This window comes from Mangrovimonas sp. DI 80, from assembly GCF_001975575.1.
GTDB lineage: Bacteria > Bacteroidota > Bacteroidia > Flavobacteriales > Flavobacteriaceae > Mangrovimonas_A > Mangrovimonas_A xylaniphaga.
Window position 1 is genome coordinate 23085 of sequence record NZ_MSDT01000004.1, and the last position, 23182, is coordinate 46266.

Here is a 23182-nt window from a genome sequence, read left to right on the forward strand (position 1 = left end):
TGGTGCTTTTTTTGTTTGCTCTGCTCTTATTTTATTATTGTAATTTTTTTACCTTTAAAAGATAACTTACTATATGAAAGAGGTTAAAATTGAGTCCGTTTTTCAAGTGTATGAAACTATTTTGGAAACGCCTGAAGAAGTTCAAGAGCTCATGGAAAGAGCTATAGAGGCGAGGCAAAAGGCTTATGCTCCTTATTCGCAGTTTCATGTTGGTGTGGCGCTTTTGTTAGACAATAACGAAGTGCTAACAGGAAGTAACCAGGAAAATGCCTCGTATCCCTCTGGGCTTTGTGCCGAAAGAACAGCTATTTATTATGCTGGTGCCCAATACCCAAACGCCAAGATTTTAAAAATGGCCATTACGGCCGCTTCACAGTTAAAACCAACTTTAAATCCAATTCCTCCTTGCGGCGCTTGTAGACAAGCCATTTCTGAGTATGAAATTCGTCAGAAAACACCTATTGAAATGTACTTTATGGGAGAAAGTGGAAAAGTGGTAAGATCTCACTCGTTATCAAATCTCTTGCCTTTGATATTTGATAAATCCCAGCTATAACGTTTTCGGTAAATTTTTATGAAATACGGTTTTTCATTAATAACTAATGTAGTATTTTTGTTATTCCGTTTATTAAATTAACGCCAAATGCAAAAAATAACAAAAGAAGTTTACCTGAAATGGTATGAGGACATGTTGTTCTGGAGAAAGTTTGAAGATAAGCTTGCTGCAGTATATATTCAACAAAAAGTAAGAGGATTTCTTCACTTATACAATGGTCAAGAAGCAATTTTGGCAGGAGCTTTACACGCTATGGACCTGTCTAAGGATAAAATGATCACTGCTTATCGTAACCACGTACAGCCTATCGGGATGGGAGAAGATCCTAGACGTGTCATGGCTGAGTTGTATGGTAAAGCTACAGGGACCTCGAAAGGTCTTGGGGGTTCTATGCACATTTTCTCTAAAGAGTTCGGTTTTTATGGAGGTCACGGTATCGTAGGAGGACAAATTCCATTAGGAGCTGGTATGGCTTTTGGTGACAAGTACAAAGGAAGCGATGCGGTAACCATTTGCTGTTTTGGTGATGGTGCGGCACGTCAAGGTTCTTTGCACGAAACATTCAACTTGGCAATGCTATGGAAATTACCGGTAGTGTTTGTGTGTGAAAACAATGGGTATGCTATGGGAACTTCGGTTGAGCGTACTGCAAACCATACAGACGTTTGGAAGTTAGGATTAGGATACGAAATGCCTTCTGGTCCAGTAGACGGAATGAACCCGGTTAAAGTTGCCGAAGCTTTCGATGAGGCTATCCAAAGAGCACGTCGTGGTGAAGGACCAACTTTCTTGGAGTTGAAAACCTACCGTTATAGAGGACACTCTATGAGTGATGCTCAGCATTATAGAACTAAGGAAGAAGTAGAAGAGTACAAGAAAATAGACCCTATTACTCAGGTTAAGGATATCATCTTGGAAAACAAATATGCTTCAGAAGCTGATATCAAGAAAATTGACAAACGCGTTAAAGATTTGGTAGCAGAGTGTGAGAAATTTGCAGAAGAATCTCCATTCCCAGAACTTAACGTAATGTATGATGCGGTTTATGAGCAAGAAGATTATCCATTTATACAAACTAAACTATAAGTAAGTTATGGCAGAAGTAATAAACATGCCGCGTTTGAGCGATACAATGGAAGAAGGAACTGTAGCTTCCTGGTTGAAAAATGTAGGTGATAAAGTTTCAGAAGGAGATATCCTTGCGGAAATTGAAACCGACAAGGCAACTATGGAGTTCGAGTCTTTCCACGAAGGAACTTTACTATATATTGGAGTTAAAGAAGGAGAAACTACAAAAGTAGATGAGCTTTTGGCGATTATAGGTGATGAAGGCGAAGATATTTCTGGATTGATTAGTGGAGGAGGAAGTGCAGCTGCTGCACCTGCTGAAAAGGCAGAAACTCCTGCGCCGGCCAAAACTGAAGCTCCAAGTGCAATTACTGCTATTCCTGAAGGTGTAACTGTGGTAACCATGCCACGTTTGAGTGACACTATGGAAGAAGGAACTGTAGCTTCTTGGTTGAAAAAGGTTGGAGATGTTGTTGAAGAAGGCGATATCTTGGCGGAAATTGAAACCGACAAGGCTACTATGGAATTTGAATCATTCCAATCTGGAACTTTATTGTATGTTGGTTTGCAAGAGGGAGAATCTGCAAAGGTAGATTCTTTATTGGCGATTATTGGCCCTGCTGGAACCGATGTATCTGGATTAGCAGCTAATTTCTCCGCAGGAGGAACTACTGCGGCTCCTCAAGCAGAAGCGCCAGTTGTTGCTGCTGAAGTTGCAAAAGAGTCACCGCAAGCCGTTGCCACCACAACTTCTAATGGAAGATTGTTTGTATCTCCATTAGCTAAAAAAATGGCCGAAGAAAAAGGTGTTGATTTATCTCAAGTGAAAGGTTCTGGGGAAAGTGGACGTATCATTAAACGCGATATTGAAAACTTTACACCTGCCGCTGCCGTACAAAAACCAGCAGCAGCACCAACAGCTGCAGCACCCGTTGTTACAGTACAAGGACAAGAACAATTTGATGAGAAACCAAATTCTCAAATGCGTAAGGTGATTGCTAAGCGTTTGGCGGAATCTAAGTTTTCGGCGCCACATTACTATTTGAATGTGGAGTTTGATATGGAAAATGCCATTGCCTTCCGTAAGCAAGTTAACGACCTTCCAGATACCAAAATTTCGTTTAACGATATGGTTGTGAAAGCTTGTGCTATGGCACTTAAGCAACATCCTCAAGTAAACTCTCAATGGTTTGCTGATAAAATGCGATTGAACCACCATGTACATATTGGTGTGGCCGTTGCTGTGGAAGATGGTTTAGTAGTACCAGTTTTGAAGTTTGCAAATGAATTGAGTTTGTCTCAAATTGGAACTGCAGTTAAAGACTATGCAGGAAGAGCTAGAAACAAAAAATTGACACCTCAAGAAATGGAGGGTAGTACGTTTACAGTTTCTAACTTAGGTATGTTTGGAATTGAAAGTTTTACTTCAATTATCAACCAACCAAACTCTGCAATTCTTTCTGTAGGTGCCATTGTTGAAAAACCAGTGGTTAAAAATGGACAAATTGTTGTTGGGCATACCATGAAGTTATGTTTAGCTTGTGACCATAGAACCGTTGATGGTGCAACAGGAGCACAGTTCTTACAAACTTTAAAGACTTATATTGAAAACCCTGTGGCAATGTTTATCTAAAACAGTTGCTTGTTAAATACTAAAAAAGCCATTACAACTGTAATGGCTTTTTAATTTTAGATGCTTTCGACCTTTTAAAGTTACTTTTCTATTGGAACGGCATTAAAAGGAGAAACCATTGCGATAAAAAGGACACATGGGCCCTTGTTAAGGCATTTGGCCTTATGCGGTTTGCCTGCAGGTCCATAGGCATAGGTTCCAGATTTTAAGAGCGTTGTTGGCTCGTTTTCATATGTGACTTCCATTTCCCCAGAAATCAATATCATTCGCTCAGGCGAATTATGGGTATGTGTAATGACTTCGGTGTTGGGTTCAACTTTAAAAAAGAAATCCAAATTAGGCTCAGTAATATCTCCATGTAAAATGGTGAATGAACAACCCGGAAAAAAATCTGGCGCGGGGTTCCATTTAAGGTCATTGTCATTGATGGTCTTGGCAATAGACATTTCATTGCTCATTCCATCTCCCTTTTGGGAATAACTTTGTGTTCCGTACAATAAAAGAAGCGCCCCAAAAAATAAGATCTTCCAGTTGTACCTGTTGGTGTTGATGTACATAATATTGAGTAATTGATTACAATTTTAATTGTAGGAACGAAGTTCGGGAGATAATACAGACGACATTACTGTTTGGCAGTGGCGGTAGAAGGGTCGATAATCACCTTGACAGGTGCAACAGAATTGGCTGGAAATCCTCCTTTTTGGGCATGTTCTCTAACAAGTTCTTCACTTTTGGCCATGTATACACAATATACTTTGTCTCCAGTTACATAGCTGTGAAGCCATTTAATGTCAGACCCCATACTGTCAAGCACGTCACAGGAAGTTTTGGAGATGGCCTGTAATTCTTCGGTTGTTAAATTTCCAGCGCCAGGAATGTTCCTTTCTATAACGTACATGTTTAGACCTTTGTCATTGGCCAATTCATTGTTCAATAGTTCCACAGATTTCTCTTGTCCTAAGGCATTAAAAGAAGCTGTGGTGATCATTAAAATTAATAAAGATTTTAAAGTTTTCATAATAATAAAGATTAAAGGTTAATAAATGAGTTGGTTATAAGTGGTTGGCACTTATAGGTATACTAAAATTATTTAGAAAGATTCCAATCTATTTGTAATTTTAATTCAAAGACTATGACGTATAGTTCATTTGTTTTTCTAAAGGGGATGGCATATGTAGCATTTTGTATAAACTTTATGATTTTAGGATGTTTTATGGGGCCAAGAGATTTGTTATTTTTACATCTTTAATGAAATTCTCTATGAAAAAAATCTATATCGTACTACTTGTTGTCCTACTATTCAATTTCAAAAATTTTGATAGAACCTCTGCTACAACAGAGGAAGAGGTAAAGGAAATGGTTTCTTTTTTGGCTTCAGATGACTTAAAGGGTAGAAATACTGGTACTCTTGAAATCACGGAGGCGGCTAAATACATTGAAGATAAATTTAAAAGTTATGGCATCAAACCATATTTTGAGGGGTATCAAGATGAATTTCCAATAGACAGTTTGAAAGGTTTTAATGTGGTTGGGGTTTTGGAAGGAAATGATCCAAAATTAAAAGATGAATATGTCATTTTGGGAGCACATTATGATCATATAGGTTACGGTAAAAAGGTAGATCAGGATTCCATTGCCAATGGGGCCAACGATAATGCTTCGGGATCGGCTGCTGTTTTAGCAATGGCCAAGCATTTTGCGAAGGAAAAGACCAACAAACGTAGTATCATGTTTGTATTATTTTCTGCTGAAGAGATGGGGCTTTTAGGATCTGGCCATCTAGCGAAAAGATTAAAGGAGGAAAACTTTAATCTTTACACCATGCTTAATTTTGAAATGATTGGAGTGCCTTTCACAGGTAGGGATTATGACGTGTTTGTAACGGGGTATGATTTATCCAATGTAGCCGAAAAATTAAATAACTACAATGGAAGCAAGTTTGTTGGGTTTTCTGAAATTGCTAAAAAGTACGGTTTATTTAGGGCTTCAGATAATTATCCTTTCTACCAAGAATTTAAATTGCCATGTCACACCTTGTCAAGTTGTGATTTAACCAACTATAATTTTTATCACAAAGTAGGGGATGAGGCCCAGCTGATGGATTATAAATATATGGCTAGCATTATCAATAAAATGATGCCGGTTATTGAAACCGTATGTAATACGCCTAGTCAGGAAATAAAAATGAATTAAGAAATGACAAAGAATATTATCATCACTGGGACTAGTAGGGGGATAGGGTTTGAAATGGTGCAAATTTTGTCCAGCCAAGGACATAACGTTTTGGCACTTTCAAGAAATCAAACTCCCATCTCCAACCTTAATCTCGCAAATGTGTCTGCTATGCCGTTCGATCTAGGCGATATGGAGGCCTATGAAAGGGTGAAAGATTTTATTGAGAAAGAGTGGGGGCAGGTAGATATTCTTGTCAATAATGCTGGGACTCTATTGAATAAACCTTTTAGTGAAACATCCTTTTCAGATTTTGAACAGGTATACAGAACGAATGTTTTTGGTGTTTCCGAAATGACAAGAACGGTATTGCCTTTTATGAAAAAAGATAGTCATGTGGTGACCATTAGTTCTATGGGAGGGGTTCAGGGCAGTATGAAATTTGCTGGTTTGGCAGCCTATAGTTCCAGTAAGGGAGCGGTCATTACTCTAACCGAATTGCTGGCAGAGGAATATAAAGAAACTGGTCCTTCTTTCAATGTATTGGCTCTGGGAGCTGTGCAAACAGAAATGTTGGAAGAAGCTTTTCCAGGATATCAAGCACCTACAACGGGCAAGCAAATGGCAAATTATATAGCGGAATTCGCCTTAAATGGACATAAATTTTACAACGGCAAATTATTGCAGGTATCCAATTCAACTCCATAACAAATGAAAAAGTACAAATGTGTCATTTTTGATTGTGATGGGGTCTTGGTGGATAGTGAACCCTTGAGCAATCAGGTGCTGGCAGACATGACCAATGAGTTGGGGGGTAATATTGATTTGGAGTATGCCTTAACCCATTTTAAGGGCAGGTCTATGCAAATGTGTTATGATAAAATTGCGAAATTGGTGCCGCAACCACTTCCTGATAATTTTAAGGACATGTATAGGGAGCGCAGTTTTGAGTTGTTCAAAAGTTCACTGGAACCTATAGAAGGTGTTTCCCAATTGCTGGCGAAATTGAATGTACCCTTTGGGGTAGCCTCAAGTGGCACTGAGGAGAAAATAAAACATAATTTGGCATTGACGGGATTGTCATCTTATTTTGAAAAAAACATTTTTAGTTGCTACGAAATCCAAAAATGGAAACCAGATCCAGGAGTGTTTTTATGGGCAGCCAAAACCATGGGATATCATCCTGATGAATGTGTTGTCGTAGAGGATTCATTTTTAGGAGCCACCGCAGCCAAAGCAGGAGGTTTTGATGTGTTTGGCTTTGTGGTGCATGACTATAATAACGAATTGCCAGCCATTGCCACCCGCACGTTTGGGCATATGGATGAATTGGGAGAATGGTTAGTTAATTAGAAGAATTCCTGTATTTTTGAAAGATGCAAAAGACCCTTCAAAATTTTATTCCAGAAGCTGCCGTTGCTTATGTTGTTGAGCTTTTAAACCACGATCATTTATCGGTTAAAATAAAATCGGAGCGTAAAACCAGACATGGCGATTATAGAAGTTTACCCAATGGAAAACACCAAATTACGGTAAATTCAAACTTAAATCCTTACAGGTTTTTAATCACATTGGTGCATGAAATTGCTCATTTTGAAGCTTACAGAAATTATGGTAGAGTTATCAAACCGCATGGGAAGGAGTGGAAATATACCTTTCAGCATTTAATGTTGCCATTATTGCATCCTGCAATATTTCCAAATGAATTGTTGCCGCTTTTGGCGAAACATTTTAAAAATCCCAAGGCCAGTAGCGATACCGATGTTAACTTAGCGTTAGCTTTAAAGCAATTTGATGAAGCCAACAATAAAACTTATATTTTTGAAGTTCCTTTTGGAAGTCAGTTTAAACTTTACAACGGAAGGGTTTTCAAAATGGGAAAAAGACGTACGAAGCGTTATGAATGTTTGGAGTTGAGTACGGGAAAACTGTATTTGTTCAACCCAAATGCCGAAGTGGAAGTATTGGCTTAAGATATGATCAATCAACAAAAAGAATTAAGAGAAGAGACGAAAAACATTTATGAATAAAAATTATTATGCCATTTTAATGGCAGGAGGCGTAGGATCCAGATTTTGGCCAGTAAGCACAGAAAGTTATCCAAAGCAGTTTCACGATATGTTGGGAACCGGGGAAACCTTGATTCAAAAAACATTTGAACGTTTGGCAAGACTGATTCCTAAAGACCATATTTTTATTCTTACCAATGAGCGTTACAACGATTTGGTTTTGGAGCAATTGCCAGAGGTGTCGCAAAACCAAGTGGTTCTTGAGCCCGAAATGCGAAATACAGCACCTTGTATTTTGTATGCCTCTTTAAAAATTCAAAAGGAAAACCCAGATGCGGTTATGATTGTCGCTCCAAGTGATCATTGGATTGAAGATGAACAGGCGTTTATAGATAATGTTCAGCAGACTTTTGATTACTGTGCTCAACATGATGCATTAATGACCTTGGGAATTCAACCAACGTTTCCTAACACAGGGTATGGTTATATTGAATTTGATAAAGATTCTGAAACCCCTATTAAACATGTAAGTCAGTTTCGTGAAAAACCAGATTATGAAACCGCAAAGCAATTTTTGGCACAAGGTAACTTTTTGTGGAATGCAGGGATATTTATTTGGAGTGTTAAAAGCGTTGTAAAGGCATTTCAGAATAACCAAGAAGATTTGTTTGCTCTATTTCAAACAGGAATGGAGGCTTATAACACTGATCTGGAAAAAGACTTTATTGCAGAAAACTACAAAAAGGCAGAGAACATTTCAGTGGATTATGCCATTATGGAAAAGAGTGAAAATGTTTTTGTCTTGCCAGCAACTTTCGATTGGAATGATTTGGGGACCTGGGGAAGTCTATATGATAAATTGGAGAAGGATAGCAATGCCAATGCCATAGTCAATGCACAAACCCTATTGGAAGATGCTTCTGGCAATATGATTAGAAGTAAAAAGGATAAAATTGTCGTAGTAGAAGGCCTAAATGATTATATTATTGTTGACAAAGACGAAGTTTTACTTATCTTTCCTAAGTCAAAAGAACAAGATATAAAGCAAGTCCTCCAAACGGTGAAGGCCAAGTTTGGGGAAAATTACGGGTAAGTATGACCGAAAATAAATTCAATTTTTCTGAAGAAGAGGAGCAGAAAAAGCAGGCTTTGGAAGATCAAAAAAAGGACCAAGCAGTCGAAGAATCTAAACAAGCCTTAAAGGAAGACGCCAAAGGTCTTTTAAAAAGTAGCAAAACTTTTTTAAGTGAATTATTGGATTTTAGGGAAGACACCGATCGTGACGCTACCATTGAATCCATAAAGAATGATATCCCCTTCCAAGGAGCTACTGCTTGGATTTTAATCTGTTCGATATTCGTCGCCTCCATAGGATTGAATGCCGACTCGACAGCTGTGGTTATTGGAGCGATGTTAATTTCGCCTCTTATGGGACCTATTCTGGGGGTGGGGTTATCCATTGGAATCAATGATATTGATACTCTGAGAAAATCATTGATCAATTTGGCGACCATGATTGTTTTGAGTTTGCTTACGGCCTTTATGTTTTTTTACATATTTCCTTTAAGCGAAGATAATTCGGAACTTTTAGGGCGTGTGAAACCTGATATTAGAGACGTGCTTATTGCGTTTTTCGGTGGTTTGGCATTAATAATTGCCAAAACAAAGAAAGGAACCATAGCTTCCGTAATTTTTGGAGTGGCAATTGCTACGGCGTTGATGCCGCCACTTTGTACGGCGGGTTACGGTTTGGCGAAAGGGAACATCACCTATTTCCTTGGAGCGATGTATCTCTTTACTATCAACACTATTTTTATTGCTTTGGCAACATTTTTAGTAGTGAAAGTGTTACGTTTTCCTATGCTGAAATACGCCAATTCCCAAAAGAGAAAATTGATAGCAAGAGCAGCTTCCATTTTGGCAATTATTGTAATGGTACCTGCTATTTGGACCTTTATTTTGGTGTTGAATGAAAGTAACTGGGAACGCGATGTGAATAATTTTTTGAAGAAAGAAATTGTGTCGCCTTTGCCGCATCCAGACTACATGCGGAAAAATGCGAGCCCAGAATATAATGGAGGAAAAAACTCAATTATTGAATTGAACTCATTTGGTTTGGATGATATTCCTGAAGAGAATATAGCGGTATTGGAAGATAGAATGAGTACATACAAACATCTAAAAAATACAACTCTCTTCGTAAATCAAAATAAGTCCAAAAACCTAGACAATTTGAAGTATATGGAGCAAATCCGTTATCGTGATTCCATTGATTTAATGTCACAGGGAGAACGCATTGTATTTTTGGAAGGGGAGTTGAAAAAACTCAATAAACTTGAGAAAAACTTGATTCCTTTTGAAGAGTTGACCAAAGAGGTTAAAATCAACTACGAGGATGTGGATAGAATTTCCTATTCAAACGTTATTACCTCTAATTTTAAGAAGATTGATACCCTATCTGTGTTCATGGTAGATTGGAATGACAAGTTGAAGGGGAAAGACATTCCTGAGCGTCAAAAACGTTTGGAAGAATGGTTGAAAGTGAAATACAATTTAGATAGTTTGGTCGTAAAACAGGAGTAACGAAAGCTACTAACTGTTTTCGTCCTGATACATTTTACGTACCTTTTTAAACAGTTCGGAAGAGTACACAAAATCGGTTACAGCTTCATTGTCCGTTTTGAAGATGGTTTTGTTGGAGCCTACCCATTCTTTGTAACCATTTTTTAGGAACACAATTTTTTCGCCAATTTCCATTACCGAATTCATATCATGCGAATTAATAACGGTTGTGATTTGGTATTCCTCGGTAATTTCTTTGATCAAGTTGTCAATAACAATAGCTGTTTTTGGATCCAGTCCAGAGTTAGGTTCATCACAAAACAAATATTTCGGACGGTTAACAATGGCTCTAGCAATAGCTACCCGTTTCTGCATCCCTCCGGAAGCCTCACTTGGCATTTTATGATGGGCGCCATCCAAATTCACGCGCTTCAAGACAAAGTCGGCGCGATCTTCCATTTCGCTTTTACTTTGTTTGGTAAACATTCGTAAAGGGAACATGACATTCTCTAGAATGGTCATGGAATCGAACAGGGCACTTCCTTGAAAAACCATCCCAATTTCGGCACGTAAATCGCGTTTTTCGTCCTCAGTCAAATTGTTGTAGACCCTTCCTTCGTAGATAATACTTCCTTTTTCATAAGGAAATAAGCCTAAGAGGCATTTTAAGAATACAGTTTTTCCCGAGCCACTTTGGCCAATGATCAAGTTGGTTTTCCCTTTTTCAAAAGTGGTACTGATACCCTTTAAAATATGGGTGTCTCCAAACGACTTATGTAAGTTCTTTACTTCAATCATTAGCTCAATAACATTTGTGTGAGTAAATAGTTCAATAGGATGATTACCACACTGGTCCAAACAAATGAGGTGGTACTGGCTTTACCGACTTCCAAAGCACCACCTTTCATATAGTAACCGTAGAAGGATGGTATGGTTGCCAACGCAAATGCAAATACAAATGTCTTAATGAAGGCATAGGTAAGGTGGAAGGGCGTAAAGTCTTGCTGTACTCCCATGATGTAATTATCTACCGATACAAAACCTCCAAAGTAACAGGCGGCCATTCCTCCTAAAATCCCTAAAAACATAGCAATGGAAATAGCGAAGGGATACAATAGTAATGCGATAACTTTAGGGAACACCAAATAGTTAAGGGAGTTCACTCCCATCACTTCCAAGGCATCAATTTGCTCCGTAACACGCATGGTCCCGATACTGGAAGTAATAAATGACCCTACTTTTCCAGCCATAATAATGGAAATAAAGGTAGGGGCAAATTCCAAAATCACCGATTGCCTAGTGGCAAATCCAACCAGGTATTTTGGGATCAATGGGTTGTCGATATTTAAGGCTGTTTGAATGGTTACTACACCTCCAACGAAAAAGGAAATGAACGCAACAATTCCTAAGGAACCAATAATTAAATCGTCAATATCCTTTAAAATCAGCTGTTTCATCACAGACCATTTGGTTGGTTTGCGAAACATGTCTGCAATCATCAAAAAATATTTACCAATATTATTAAGGGCCGTCATACGAAATTTTGTTAGCGCTAAAGTAAAAAAAAGTTAGGGGTATTTAACCTTAAAATCCAATTATGATACCTAAAAAACAGTATTTTTGAGTTGCTTTGAATATTATCCTTGAGATCATTCTATGAAAAACCTTGTATGTCTGTTGGTTATATGTGCTTTTTGTACATCTGTAAGGGCTCAAAATAATACCGAAAATTCAATTTTATCAACTCAAAATTCGCAGATTTCAAAACCTAAATTGGTAGTTGGGATTATAGTGGATCAAATGCGATATGATTATCTAACCCGTTACTATAATAAGTATGGTGAGGGTGGTTTTAAGCGGTTGATAAATGAAGGCTTTAATTGCAAAAACAATCACTTTAATTATATCCCAACTAAAACTGGACCGGGGCATGCTTCTGTTTTCACAGGAACAACTCCCAAATACCATGGCATTATTGGTAATGATTGGTATGATATGAAAACCAGAGAAGAAGTGAATTGCGTTCAGGATGATAAGGTAAAGCCTTTAGGAACCAAAAGTGATGATGGGAAAAAATCGCCAAGAAGAATGTTGACTACGACATTTGCTGATGAGAATAGATTGTTCACGCAAATGAGAGGAAAGACCATTGGAATTTCAGTAAAACATAGAGGCGCCATTTTGCCGGCGGGCCATACCGCCAATGCTGCCTATTGGTTCGATTACGATCACAATGGTACGGGAAATTGGATTTCGAGCACCTTTTATATGGAAGAATTACCAGAATGGGTAAAAGAATTTAACAAGTCGGGAATTGCCAAGTCTTATTTTAAAATTTGGGATACTTTATACGATTTTGAGACCTATACGGAAAGCGGAAGCGATGAAAATAATTTTGAAAGAATATTTGACGGTAAGAAGACTTCAACCTTTCCGTATGATTTAAAAGCTTTGAAATCTAAAAATGGTGGCTATGAAATTATTGCCGATTCTCCTTATGGAAATAGTCTAACAACAGATTTCACTTTAAAAGCTATTGATGCTGAAGCTTTGGGGAAAGACGACATCACCGATGTATTGACGGTGAGTTATTCAAGTACCGATAAGGTTGGCCATGATTTTGGAGTAAATTCCAAAGAGATTCAAGATACCTATTTGCGCTTGGATTTGGAATTGGAGCGTTTGCTGAATGCTTTAGACCAGAAGGTAGGGAAGGGAGAATATGTAGTGTTTTTAACTGCCGATCACGCTGCGCCAAATGTTCCTGCGTTTTTGTCTTCCAATAAAATTCCCGCAGGATTATTTGATGTCAGTGGTATGTTTGATGAGATGAATCGATTGTTGAAAGACAAGTACAGTGTTTCCAAATTAATATTAAGTAGACTTAACAATCAATTGGTTTTGGACCATGAAAAAATACAGGATTACAACTTGAATTTACAGGAAGTGAAAACTTTTGTAGCGAATAAATTGTTGACTTATGAACTAATCGACAAAGTGTACATCACTTCTTCTATCAACCAATTTGAAGGTCCTGAAGGGTATTTGGAAACTTTCTTGGCCAATGGTCATCACCAGAAGCGTTCTGGCGATATTCTGTTTGTATATACGCCGGGGGTTTTCAAGGACTCCAAATGGAACAAAACGGGAACAGATCACGGCACAGGTTTTAATTATGATACCCATGTCCCTTTGTTGTTTTTTGGAAAGGGAATTAAACAGGGAGAAACACTTCAGCGAACTTGGATTACAGACATTGCGCCAACTATTTCAGCTTTGTTAGGTATTAGCCTGCCCAATGCGGCTATAGGGAATCCTTTAGAATTTGTATTGTTACATGACTAAACGTTTGGGGTTTGCTATTTTGGCATTGGGGCTAGGAGTAGGTGTCTTGTGGTGCAATGAACATTTGGAAAAGTTGGCTTTGGAAGAAGCCTTTGCTGAAGCAAGTTTACCAAAATCAGAAACAAAACTTCGCTTACTTCCTAAGAGTACAATGGGACAAGTGATACATCATGACAGTTACTCGCTATCTTATAGCGAAGAGCATGAACAAGCAGAATGGGTGGCCTATGAACTTAGAAAAGACCACCTTTCGGATTTGGATTTTAAACGGCCATATTTTGAAATAGATTCAACGGTAAAGACTGGGGCTGCACATTGGCGTAACTATAAAAATTCAGGGTACGATCGCGGACATTTATGTCCTGCAGGGGATAGGAGGTATAGTTTGGAAGCCTATTATGAAACTTTTTTGACCAGTAATATTAGTCCTCAGGATCATTATTTCAATGCAGGGGTTTGGAATAGGTTAGAGGAACAAACTAGGCGATGGGCAAAGGAATATAATAGCGTTTTTGTAGTTACGGGAGGAGTCCTTACCAAGAATTTGAAAACTATAGGAGAGGAACATGTTTCGGTGCCAGACTATTTTTATAAGGTGATTTTTGATGATTCCAATTCGGAAGTTAAAATAATTGCATTTTTAATTCCTGCTAAAGAGAGTAGTGAGCACTTGAATAACTTTGTGGTCTCTGTAGATTCTCTGGAACATATAACCGGCATTGATTTCTTTCCTGAATTGGAAGATAATTTGGAGAATACTTTAGAAGCTTCTGAAGAGTATAGTGATTGGGAGTTTTAGACTGGTGGGACTATCTGCCAAGAATGCCTTTCCATCGTAAGGATCGAATGAAATCACCTTCTGGTTTTGAGACCAAATATTCCAATCCATTTTGCTTAGCCTTAAAGTAGCCCATGAGATAGTTTTTAAACAGGCTGGGACTTTTCTTTTTCATAGCCAATTTTAAAGCAGCAATACTAGTTATGGTAATTCCATAGCGCATTTTGTACATGGCCTCTCCCTGTTTGTATTTGGAGTTTTTTTGGTACTGGGCTCCCGTTGGTTTCAGGTGTTTTACCTTTAGGTTAGTGTCCGTAGCCATTTGCCAACCATGATATTGTGCCAAAAGTGTGTCGACCGTATCCCAGCCAATGGATCTTTTTAAGCCGCCAATATCTTCAAAACATTGTTTTCTATAGGCTTTTATTGGGCCTCTAACATGGGTTTGTTTGGCAATGTTTTCATAAACCCAGTGGCCATTTTTTTCAATGTGGAGAATACCTCCTGCAATCCCTATAGTGTTGTTACTTTTAAAAAGTGCAGCGACTTTTTCAAGATAATTGGGAGGGAAAATTAAATCGGCATCAAACTTACAAATGATGTCATAGGCACCATCTAAAGTTTCAAGTCCCTTATAAAAGGCATTCACAACTTTTGAACCTGGTTCGTGTTCTTTTGATGAGGTAATGTCAATAACCGTAATCCAAGGATATTTATTGGCGAATTCCTTCGCGACTTTTAGTGTTTCGTCAGTTGAATTGTCGTTAACCACGACCAGTTGTTTCGGCAATAAGGTTTGGGCCACCAAAGATTCCAAAGTCACCTTTAGGGTAATTTCTTCGTTGTGGGCAGGTATGACAATGCTAAAATCCAAAAGATCAAGAAGCTTTCAGTTTAAACACGCTCAGCATAAACAATATAGTATCTAGGCGTAAACCAGCGTAAAATAGGTCTAATGCCAATCTTTTTGGTTGGATTGGTCCACTTGTCTGTTGCAATAATTTTCCAACCAGCTTTTTCCAAAAGCCAATCAAATTGCCAATCTTCAAATTCGTGGTAATGACGGTCCCAAGGATCTGTTTTGCTTCGGTAGGCGGAGGAAAACCATAATTTTAAAGGGATACTTGCCACAAGTTTATTTGCCTTAATAGATTTAAGAACCGTATAAGGCGACAATAAATGTTCAAATATTTCAAAAGCTGTGACTACCTCGGCATTGGAATTTATGATGTTGGAAACATCTTCATCCAAATCTTCACCTTTCGTATTCGTCACTGAAAACCCATGTTCCTTCATCACTTCAGTAAAAGGATTAGGAACGCCAAGGTCCAAGATATTTGCACTTTTTGCGACGTGGCTTTTTAAAAATTCAATGGTTTTTTTGTAGCGCTTATGCGGAAATTTTCCTTCGTACATTATTAATATTTGTAAACTATGGAGTTGATGTGCATTCCGGCACCAACACTTGCAAATATAATAACATCACCTTTAGATAGAGATTGATTTTCAATTTTATTCTGAAGCACCAAATCCAAAAGGGTTGGCACCGTGGCTACGGAACTATTTCCCAGTTTCGAAATGCTCATGGGCATGATGCCTTCAGGAATATTGGCTCTGTAAAGTCTATAAAAACGTTTTAAAATGGCTTCATCCATTTTTTCATTTGCCTGGTGGATGAAAATCTTTTTTACATCTTCAATGCCATAACCACTGTTGTCCAAACAGGTTTTCATGGCCTGAGGCACATGGGATAAGGCAAATTCATAAATCTTGCGCCCGTCCATTTTAATGTATCTCGTGTCTGGGTTGAGGTCTTTGTTATAGGAGTTTCCAAAGTGAAGGTAATAGGCTTCGTCATAGGAATATGTAGCAGTTTCATGAGCCAAAATACCTCCGTCGTCTTCGGTGGCTTCAATAATACTGGCCCCAGCACCATCGGAATAGATCATGGAATCTCTATCGTGTTTGTCTACTACGCGACTTAAGGTTTCAGCGCCAATTACGAGGCAACGTTTGGCGATTCCAGCTTTAATGAAGGCTTGTGCTTGAATGACTCCTTGAATCCATCCTGGACATCCGAAAAGGATATCATAGGCCACGCATTTTGGATTTTTAATTCGAAGATTATGTTTCACCCTAGAGGCCAAACATGGCACCATATCGCTTTGTATGGTATTGTGTTTAACGTCTCCAAAGTTGTGGGCCACGATGATATAATCCAAAGTTTCTGGATCGATGTTGGCGTTGGAAATGGCTTTTTCGGCGGCAAAAAAGGCAATGTCGGAACAGTTCAGCATGGGATTCACGTAACGCCTTTCCCCAATTCCTGTAATGGCCTTGAACTTTTCAATGATTACTTCATTGCTGTGGCCGAAACTTGATCCGTCTGAATTTAAAAAAATGTGTTGATTGAAGTCTTCGTTTTTTTCGATGGAGCTTGGAATGTAACTTCCAATACCAGTAATCTTAATATTCATAAAGAAGAATGCCTTTAATTTTCGCTAAGGTACAATAGGAAAATTAAAGGCATTAAATATTTAGTAACAATTTACGATGTTCAAACTAGTGTTTGAACATGTTTAGGCTTCCATATATTCTTCAATTGGAGCACAAGTACAGATAAGGTTTCTATCTCCAAATGCGTCATCCACACGTCTTACCGATGGCCAAAACTTGTTTTCTTTCACATAATCCAATGGGAAAGCAGCTGCTTCACGAGTGTATGGGAACAACCATTCATCCGATGTCAACATCTCCAAAGTATGAGGTGCATTTTTAAGAACGTTGTTAGCGTCGTCTTTACTAGCCTGATCAATTTCATTTTTGATAGAAATCATGGCGTCACAGAAACGATCCATTTCGTCTTTGCTTTCACTTTCGGTAGGCTCGATCATCAAGGTTCCTGCTACTGGGAAAGATACCGTAGGAGCGTGGAAACCGTAGTCCATTAAACGTTTTGCGATGTCTGTAACTTCAATTCCATTAGCTTTAAAGGCACGACAATCTACAATCATTTCGTGAGCAGCACGCCCACATTCACCTGAATACAACGTGTCAAAACTTCCTTGTAAACGAGACTTGATATAGTTGGCATTCAAGATGGCAGTTTTGGTAGCTTCTGTAACACCTTCAGCTCCTAACATTTTAATGTATCCGTAAGAGATCAAACATACCAAGGCAGATCCGTAAGGTGCTGCAGAAATGGCTGTGATGGCTTTTTTACCTCCAGTTTTTACCAATGGGTTTCCTGGAAGGAATGGTACCAATTGTTTGGCAACACAGATAGGTCCAACACCAGGTCCACCACCTCCGTGAGGAATGGCAAATGTTTTATGTAAGTTCAAGTGACATACGTCGGCACCAATGTTTCCTGGATTTGTAAGTCCAACTTGAGCATTCATGTTGGCTCCGTCCATGTACACCTGACCTCCGTTGTCGTGGATAATTTGAGTAATTTCCTTAATTGCAGATTCGTAAACTCCGTGTGTTGAAGGGTAGGTTACCATGACACAAGAAAGGTTGTCTTTGTGCAATTCTGCTTTTTGGCGTAAGTCTTCAACATCAATGTTTCCTTTGTCTGTAGATTTGGTAACCACTACTTTCATACCAGCCATAACCGCACTCGCAGGGTTAGTACCGTGTGCAGAAGAAGGAATCAAACAGATGTTTCTATGGTGGTCTCCACGAGATTCGTGGTAAGCCTTAATTACCATAAGACCTGCAAATTCTCCTTGAGCTCCAGAGTTAGGTTGCAAAGAAGTACCAGCAAATCCAGTAATTTCTGTTAATTGGTCTTCAAGAGCCTTTAACATAGTCAAGTATCCTTTGGCTTGTTTTGCAGGAGCAAATGGGTGAATGTTGGTCCATTTTGCCCAGCTTAATGGTAGCATTTCTGCAGCAGCATTAAGTTTCATGGTACAAGACCCCAAAGAAATCATGGAGTGGTTCAAAGAAAGGTCTTTGCGCTCCAAAAACTTGATGTAACGCATCAACTCTGTTTCAGAGTGATACTTGTTGAAAACCTCAAGCGTTAAGAATTCTGAGTTTCTCTTAAGATCTTCAGTAATATGATTAGCTTCTTCAATAGAAGTTAATTTGATCGTTTTCTTTTTGGCAGCTTTAGCAAAAATTTCAATGATTTCGTTTACATCGTTTAAAGATGTTGTTTCGTTAATTGAAATAGTTACTGTGTGCTTGCTTGGGTAAAAGAAGTTTACCTTATGGTCTTTAGCAATTTCTTTGATTTTTTTCGCTTTGGCTTCAATTTGAAGCGTATCGAAATAACTTGTATTTAGTTGCTTGTAACCCAATTTTTCCAAAGCAGCAGATAAACTGGCTGCAGAGTGGTGCACTTTATTGGCAATAAATTCCAAACCTTTTGGTCCGTGGTATACAGCGTACATTCCAGCCATAACAGCCAAAAGTACTTGCGCAGTACAGATGTTTGAAGTTGCTTTATCACGCTTGATGTGCTGCTCACGAGTTTGAAGCGCCATACGTAGGGCTCTGTTACCGTTGGTGTCTTTGGTTACTCCAATGATACGTCCAGGGATGTCACGCTTGTAAGCTTCTTTAGTTGCAAAGTAAGCGGCGTGCGGACCTCCAAATCCCATTGGGATTCCAAAACGCTGTGTTGTTCCTACTACCACATCGGCACCAAATTTTCCCGGAGCTTCCAATTTTACCAAACTCAGAATATCGGCAGCAACAGCTACTTTAATTTGAGCTAATTGTGCTTTTTCAATGAAAGTTTTGATATCAGTAACCTGACCGTCTTTTCCTGGGTATTGTAAAATCGCACCAAAGAAATCTGAAGAGAAGTCAAATTCAGCTTCATTTCCTACTACCAATTCAATGCCAATTGGCAAGGCACGGGTTTCAAGTAGGGATAAGGTTTGTGGTAAAATTAAATCGGAAACAAAGAATTTGTTTACACCAGCTTTCTTTTGGTCTCTAGAACGTACGGCAAACAATAAGCTCATAGCTTCTGAAGCAGCAGTACTTTCATCCAACAAAGACGCATTGGCAAGCTCCATACCTGTAAGGTCTGTAATCATGGTTTGGAAGTTCAAAAGTGCTTCCAAACGACCTTGAGCAATTTCTGCTTGGTATGGCGTGTAGGCTGTATACCATCCTGGGTTTTCAAAAATGTTACGTTGAATAACGGCAGGAAGGATAGTTGGGTGGTAGCCTAAACCAATATATGTTTTGTAAACTTTATTTTTATTAGAAAGTTCATGAATATGGTTGAGGTATTCGTTTTCGGTCATTGGAGCATCGAGCTTCAAGTCTTTCTGTAATCGAATATCATCCGGAATTGTTTCGTAAATGAGTTGGTCTAAAGAGTCAACACCTATTGTTTCTAACATCTTTTTTTGGTCTTCCTCTCTTGGACCAATGTGACGCAAAGCGAAAGCATTTGTATTCATTCTAAAAAAATTGTGTTTTTGAGGCGCAAAATTACGGAATTAATCATGGTTTTATGTTAATGATAATGAAAGTTTTTTAACCAAATGAAGCTCTTATTAACACTTTAATTATTTTTGTGAGGTGAGGTTTCTAAAACGCATTTTCAATTTTTACATTAACAGCAGTATTCACGTGGCTTTGGCGGTCTATGCCATGTCTTGGATTACCCTAATGGAATACAATTTGCCTTACGATGAAACCGTGCTGTATTTTATATTTTATGCCAGTATTACGGGATATAATTTTGTTAAATTTTTTGGGTTGGCCAAGTTTCACCACCGAAGTCTAGCCTATTGGCTCAAATTCATTCAGTTTTTTTCTTTTGTTTGTTTCTTGTTGATGTGCTTTTATGCTGCGCGGTTAGAGCTTAAAACATTACTTTATATTGCCTTTTTTGGAGCAGTTACTTTCTTGTATGCCGTTCCATTTTTACCAAGAAAAATGCTATTTGACAAAAATCAAAACCTGAGAAGTATAAGTGGTATAAAGGTATATGTTATTGCTTTGGTTTGGGCAGGGGTTACAGTCTTGTTACCTTTATTTAATGCAGATTATCCTATTGGTTTGGAAGAACTATTGCCGTTTTTGCAACGATTTATTTTGGTATTGGTGTTGATACTACCTTTTGAAATTAGGGATTTAAATTATGATAGCTTGAAGCTATCTACCATTCCACAGAAAATAGGTGTCAAACGAACTAAAATTTTTGGAGGTACCTTGTTGTTGGTCATGTTGGGATTGGAGTTGATAAGACATGGCCAAGATATAAGATTTAAGCTTTGTCTTTTGTTGGTATCCTTTGTTCTGGGAGCTTTTTTATATTTTGCTAGTAAGAATCAGAGACCTTATTACTGCAGTTTTTGGGTGGAAGGGATTCCTATATTTTGGTTATTGTTGCTCTTGGTTACGTAGAAAAGCTTCAAAATTTTGATGTAGGTCTTGGCGTTCCTTTTCTTTCAGACATTCAATATTGGATTCCTTCATCACTTTAGTGAGCTTTTTGTTCTGTTTAGAGTAGGATCTGGTCATTTTGCACCAACAAAATCTGAAGTTGAATTTTAATTTTTCCCAAAAAGAGGCTTCTCCATATTGAGAGCGGTCGCATATTTCAAGTGCTTCATCACAGGATATAAAAAGGATACTTTTTTTCATAAAATTAAAACCAATTTTGTTCGAGGCATTCGGCCATTGCAGTTCTGGCCCTATGGATGATAACCCAAAGGTTAGACGGCGTTATTTTTAATTCATTACAGATGGTTTCGGTGTCCATCCCCTCAATGGTCTTCATTCTAAACACCAAGGCTTGCTTTTCAGGAAGTTTGCTCATGCACTCATGGATTGCATCTCCCAGTTCTTTGTTTTCCAGTTTGCCTTCGGCTGTTTTATCAAGATCGGCCACGCGTTCTGCCAACCAATCGCCATCATCTTTTGGTGAATTATAGGAAATCCGTATTTCGGCCTGTCCTTTTTTGGAGTTTGATTTTCGATAGTAATCAATAATTTTTCGCTTTAAAATTGAAATGAGCCAAGTACGTTCACTGGCCTCACCCTTGAAGTTTTTCATGGATTTCAATGCCGAAAAAAATGCTTCTTGAACCAAGTCTTTGGCGGTTTCCCTATCGTTTACCCTAGCAATGGTATAATTGAACAGATAATCGGAGTAAAGCGCGACCCATTTGGTAGGATCTAATTGGTGTTTTGGCATATTGTCTTACATCTGTTTCTTCAAATTTAGGATAAAAAAATCAGTTTCTATAGTCCTTACAGGTAATATGTTAAAAGGAATATTGTACTCGAACTGTTAGTTGTGAATTCTAAATTTAGTTAGAGAAACAAGGTTTAAACCAAAAAATCAATTGCACTAGAAACAACTATTGTTGAGTACAATTGATTTTTTATGGTTTAGCATTAATACTGTAATAAAACTACCCTTAAAGAATTAGTTCTGGGTTTTATGGCTTAGGAGGTAAGTCGAAAGCTTTTGCTTCATGTTCAAAATGGTTGCGATGGCTGCCATCACAAAACGGTTTGTTCTCTGATCTTCCGCAGCGGCAAAGCGAGACTAAGGTTCGGCCTCCTAAACCGTAGACATTCCCTTCTTTATCGACAATTTCAAAATCGCCATCTACTTTTACGCTACCGTTGCTAAGTATTGTGAGTTTGGTTTTAGACATATTTGATATATTATTACTTGTTCATAGCTAAGATATGCATTTTTAAAATTTCGTCTACAGTTTTGCGTTATATGTCGCCTAAATATGTGGTTATGAGTGAATTGAATTTTTGTTTGTTTGATTTTTAGTATCTTTAATACTCTCTCCTATAGCTGGTTATTGCATTCCATACTGAATTTTTTTCTTTAAAATTTACAGTTTGGGCTTCCGTTTCTACCTCATTTAATCTTCTGTTCTGGGTTTAATAATTCAGTTTTCTGAATTCAAGTGCAATCAAACTTAAAAACTTATCAAAATGAAAAAATCATCAATTAGGGGAGTGGCTGCCATGTTGGTCCTTCTTGTATTTGGCTGTAGTTCTGAGCCAGTATCCCAATCAGACGCAACGGTTATTAACCCAACGCTTAATGGCGCTGCCGCTGATGCTAGCCGTAAGGAGGCAGGGTCTTTAAATGGTCCATTATTTGACCTAGCACTAAGTCCAAACAATAACATTTTAGTTGCCGATGTGCCAATTGGTATTTCTAATTCACTTGGTGTATTGCAATTTTCGCTTCCAGGAGTAACATCTATTGCTCCAATAGGGAATGGAGTCATGTGGGCAGCAAGAGGGGGAGGTGGCCAGAACACCATGGACTCTGGTCAAGCAATTTATCGAGTTGGAAATGGGGGTGTCAATCAAATTGCGAATCTATTTCTATTTGAGGAAGAAAATAACCCAGACGGGCAAGATGTAGATTCCAATCCTTATGCGGTTGCGGCCACAAATGCCAATGAAGCTTTGGTGGCGGATGCAGGCGCTAATGATTTGCTTAGGATCGACAATCAGGGTAACATTGAAGTGGTTGCCGTATTTCCAAATGAATTGGTGTCAACTGCAAATGTTCAAGCCTTAGTAGGCTGTCCAGAACCTATTCCGGGATTCGAGTTTCTTTGCAACGTTCCAATGATGCCTGCTCAAGCAGTTCCTACATCTGTAGCTATTGGTCCTGATGGCTATTATTATGTTGGAGAGTTAAAGGGCTTTCCTGGGCCTACAGGTGCGTCTAATATTTGGCGTATTGCTCCAGATGCTTCAGGAGCCATGTGTGGCTCAAGCGAAGATTGTGTAAAGTTTTTTAGCGGAGGTTTTACATCTATTGTCGATTTAACCTTTGGTCCTGATGGTAATTTGTATGTAGCAGAACTTGATGAACAAAGTTGGTTTGCAGTGGAAGTGTTACAAACAGGAATGGGAGGAAATATTAAGATGTGTAATATGGAAACTATGGAAGTTACAACTATCGCGACAGGTATTCCTTTGCTTACGGCCATTACATTTGATAAGCAGGGCAATCTATGGGCGACACAAAACGCCTTGATACCTGGCTTGGCCGAGGTGGTACAGATTTCTTATTGAGAAGAAAGATTCTATTA

24 protein-coding genes are annotated in these 23182 nt (G+C 38.5%); 13 read left to right on the forward strand and 11 right to left on the reverse strand.

Translation table 11 applies throughout. The features are described 5' to 3' along the window. Positions 1-73: 73 nt before the first annotated feature. From cdd to BKM32_RS07850, 3 genes are all read left to right on the forward strand, one after another. Complete coding sequence (gene cdd, locus BKM32_RS07840) at positions 74-556, forward strand: cytidine deaminase (RefSeq protein ID WP_076663338.1); 483 nt, start codon at positions 74-76, stop codon at positions 554-556. Positions 557-643: 87 nt separating this feature from the next. Further along, entirely contained in the window at positions 644-1642 is a 999-nt protein-coding gene (pdhA, locus tag BKM32_RS07845; RefSeq protein ID WP_076663339.1) for a pyruvate dehydrogenase (acetyl-transferring) E1 component subunit alpha, read from the forward strand. 7 nt (positions 1643-1649) lie between these two features. Further along, complete coding sequence (locus BKM32_RS07850; RefSeq protein WP_076663340.1) at positions 1650-3257, forward strand: pyruvate dehydrogenase complex dihydrolipoamide acetyltransferase; 1608 nt, start codon at positions 1650-1652, stop codon at positions 3255-3257. Positions 3258-3337: 80 nt separating this feature from the next. On the opposite strand, the gene BKM32_RS07855 is transcribed toward BKM32_RS07850, so the two are convergent. Both BKM32_RS07855 and BKM32_RS07860 read right to left on the reverse strand, forming a co-directional pair. Continuing rightward, positions 3338-3814 carry a cupin domain-containing protein gene (locus tag BKM32_RS07855; RefSeq protein ID WP_076663341.1) on the reverse strand — a complete coding sequence of 159 codons (477 nt, stop codon included), beginning with the start codon at positions 3812-3814 and terminating at the stop codon, positions 3338-3340. 65 nt (positions 3815-3879) lie between these two features. After that, on the reverse strand, positions 3880-4275 hold the full coding sequence (locus tag BKM32_RS07860) for a DUF4242 domain-containing protein (protein ID WP_083702134.1): 396 nt from the start codon (positions 4273-4275) through the stop codon (positions 3880-3882). Between the two features lie 242 nt (positions 4276-4517). On the opposite strand from BKM32_RS07860, the gene BKM32_RS07865 reads away from it, so the two are divergent. Genes BKM32_RS07865 through BKM32_RS07890 form a run of 6 tightly spaced genes read left to right on the forward strand, consistent with a single transcriptional unit; the run spans position 4518 to position 10021 of the window. Further along, positions 4518-5450, forward strand: coding sequence for a M20/M25/M40 family metallo-hydrolase (locus BKM32_RS07865; RefSeq protein WP_076663620.1), 933 nt, complete (start codon positions 4518-4520; stop codon positions 5448-5450). A gap of 3 nt (positions 5451-5453) precedes the next feature. Further along, positions 5454-6137 (forward strand): SDR family oxidoreductase, encoded by a 684-nt coding sequence (locus tag BKM32_RS07870; RefSeq protein WP_076663342.1) that lies wholly within the window; start codon positions 5454-5456, stop codon positions 6135-6137. Positions 6138-6140: 3 nt separating this feature from the next. Further along, complete coding sequence (locus tag BKM32_RS07875; RefSeq protein WP_076663343.1) at positions 6141-6782, forward strand: HAD family phosphatase; 642 nt, start codon at positions 6141-6143, stop codon at positions 6780-6782. Positions 6783-6805: 23 nt separating this feature from the next. Next, the gene (locus BKM32_RS07880) at positions 6806-7402 is read left to right on the forward strand and encodes a SprT-like domain-containing protein (RefSeq protein WP_076663344.1); all 597 of its coding nucleotides are present in this window, start codon (positions 6806-6808) and stop codon (positions 7400-7402) included. 49 nt (positions 7403-7451) lie between these two features. After that, positions 7452-8531, forward strand: coding sequence for a mannose-1-phosphate guanylyltransferase (locus tag BKM32_RS07885; protein WP_076663345.1), 1080 nt, complete (start codon positions 7452-7454; stop codon positions 8529-8531). Positions 8532-8533: 2 nt separating this feature from the next. Beyond that, on the forward strand, positions 8534-10021 hold the full coding sequence (locus tag BKM32_RS07890) for a DUF389 domain-containing protein (RefSeq protein WP_076663346.1): 1488 nt from the start codon (positions 8534-8536) through the stop codon (positions 10019-10021). Positions 10022-10030: 9 nt separating this feature from the next. Here the strand turns inward: BKM32_RS07890 and BKM32_RS07895 are convergent, their stop codons facing one another. Both BKM32_RS07895 and BKM32_RS07900 read right to left on the reverse strand, forming a co-directional pair. Then, the gene (locus BKM32_RS07895; RefSeq protein WP_053977337.1) at positions 10031-10798 is read right to left on the reverse strand and encodes an ABC transporter ATP-binding protein; all 768 of its coding nucleotides are present in this window, start codon (positions 10796-10798) and stop codon (positions 10031-10033) included. Continuing rightward, positions 10798-11535, reverse strand: coding sequence for an ABC transporter permease (locus tag BKM32_RS07900; protein ID WP_053977338.1), 738 nt, complete (start codon positions 11533-11535; stop codon positions 10798-10800). The genes BKM32_RS07895 and BKM32_RS07900 overlap by 1 nt, the downstream gene beginning before the upstream one ends. A gap of 121 nt (positions 11536-11656) precedes the next feature. Here BKM32_RS07900 and pafA point away from each other — a divergent pair, with 121 nt between their 5' ends. Further along, complete coding sequence (gene pafA / locus BKM32_RS07905) at positions 11657-13345, forward strand: alkaline phosphatase PafA (RefSeq protein ID WP_076663347.1); 1689 nt, start codon at positions 11657-11659, stop codon at positions 13343-13345. Further along, positions 13338-14144, forward strand: a complete 807-nt coding sequence (locus BKM32_RS07910; protein WP_076663348.1) for a DNA/RNA non-specific endonuclease — start codon at positions 13338-13340, stop codon at positions 14142-14144. Before pafA ends, BKM32_RS07910 begins: the two co-directional genes overlap by 8 nt. A gap of 10 nt (positions 14145-14154) precedes the next feature. Here BKM32_RS07910 and BKM32_RS07915 read toward each other — a convergent pair whose 3' ends face one another. The 4 genes from BKM32_RS07915 to gcvP all read right to left on the reverse strand — a co-directional run bounded on the left by BKM32_RS07915 (position 14155) and on the right by gcvP (position 19552). After that, on the reverse strand, positions 14155-14997 hold the full coding sequence (locus BKM32_RS07915; protein ID WP_076663349.1) for a glycosyltransferase: 843 nt from the start codon (positions 14995-14997) through the stop codon (positions 14155-14157). A 20-nt stretch (positions 14998-15017) separates the two neighbouring features. Then, entirely contained in the window at positions 15018-15539 is a 522-nt protein-coding gene (locus tag BKM32_RS07920) for a methyltransferase (protein WP_076663350.1), read from the reverse strand. Positions 15540-15541: 2 nt separating this feature from the next. Then, complete coding sequence (locus BKM32_RS07925; RefSeq protein WP_076663351.1) at positions 15542-16600, reverse strand: 3-oxoacyl-ACP synthase III family protein; 1059 nt, start codon at positions 16598-16600, stop codon at positions 15542-15544. Between the two features lie 102 nt (positions 16601-16702). Beyond that, entirely contained in the window at positions 16703-19552 is a 2850-nt protein-coding gene (gene gcvP / locus BKM32_RS07930; RefSeq protein ID WP_076663352.1) for an aminomethyl-transferring glycine dehydrogenase, read from the reverse strand. Positions 19553-19673: 121 nt separating this feature from the next. Here gcvP and BKM32_RS07935 point away from each other — a divergent pair, with 121 nt between their 5' ends. Continuing rightward, entirely contained in the window at positions 19674-20504 is an 831-nt protein-coding gene (locus BKM32_RS07935; protein WP_076663353.1) for a hypothetical protein, read from the forward strand. Here BKM32_RS07935 and BKM32_RS07940 read toward each other — a convergent pair. The 3 genes from BKM32_RS07940 to BKM32_RS07950 all read right to left on the reverse strand — a co-directional run bounded on the left by BKM32_RS07940 (position 20481) and on the right by BKM32_RS07950 (position 21766). Beyond that, positions 20481-20744: a hypothetical protein gene (locus BKM32_RS07940; protein ID WP_076663354.1), complete on the reverse strand. Its 264-nt coding sequence runs from the start codon at positions 20742-20744 to the stop codon at positions 20481-20483. The two genes, BKM32_RS07935 and BKM32_RS07940, sit on opposite strands and share 24 nt — an antisense overlap. A 4-nt stretch (positions 20745-20748) precedes the next feature. After that, complete coding sequence (locus BKM32_RS07945; RefSeq protein WP_053977347.1) at positions 20749-21297, reverse strand: sigma-70 family RNA polymerase sigma factor; 549 nt, start codon at positions 21295-21297, stop codon at positions 20749-20751. A 247-nt stretch (positions 21298-21544) separates the two neighbouring features. Beyond that, positions 21545-21766, reverse strand: coding sequence for a CDGSH iron-sulfur domain-containing protein (locus BKM32_RS07950; RefSeq protein ID WP_076663355.1), 222 nt, complete (start codon positions 21764-21766; stop codon positions 21545-21547). 295 nt (positions 21767-22061) lie between these two features. Between BKM32_RS07950 and BKM32_RS07955 the strand changes: the two genes are divergently transcribed. Then, entirely contained in the window at positions 22062-23165 is a 1104-nt protein-coding gene (locus BKM32_RS07955) for a ScyD/ScyE family protein (protein WP_076663356.1), read from the forward strand. Positions 23166-23182: the final 17 nt, after the last annotated feature.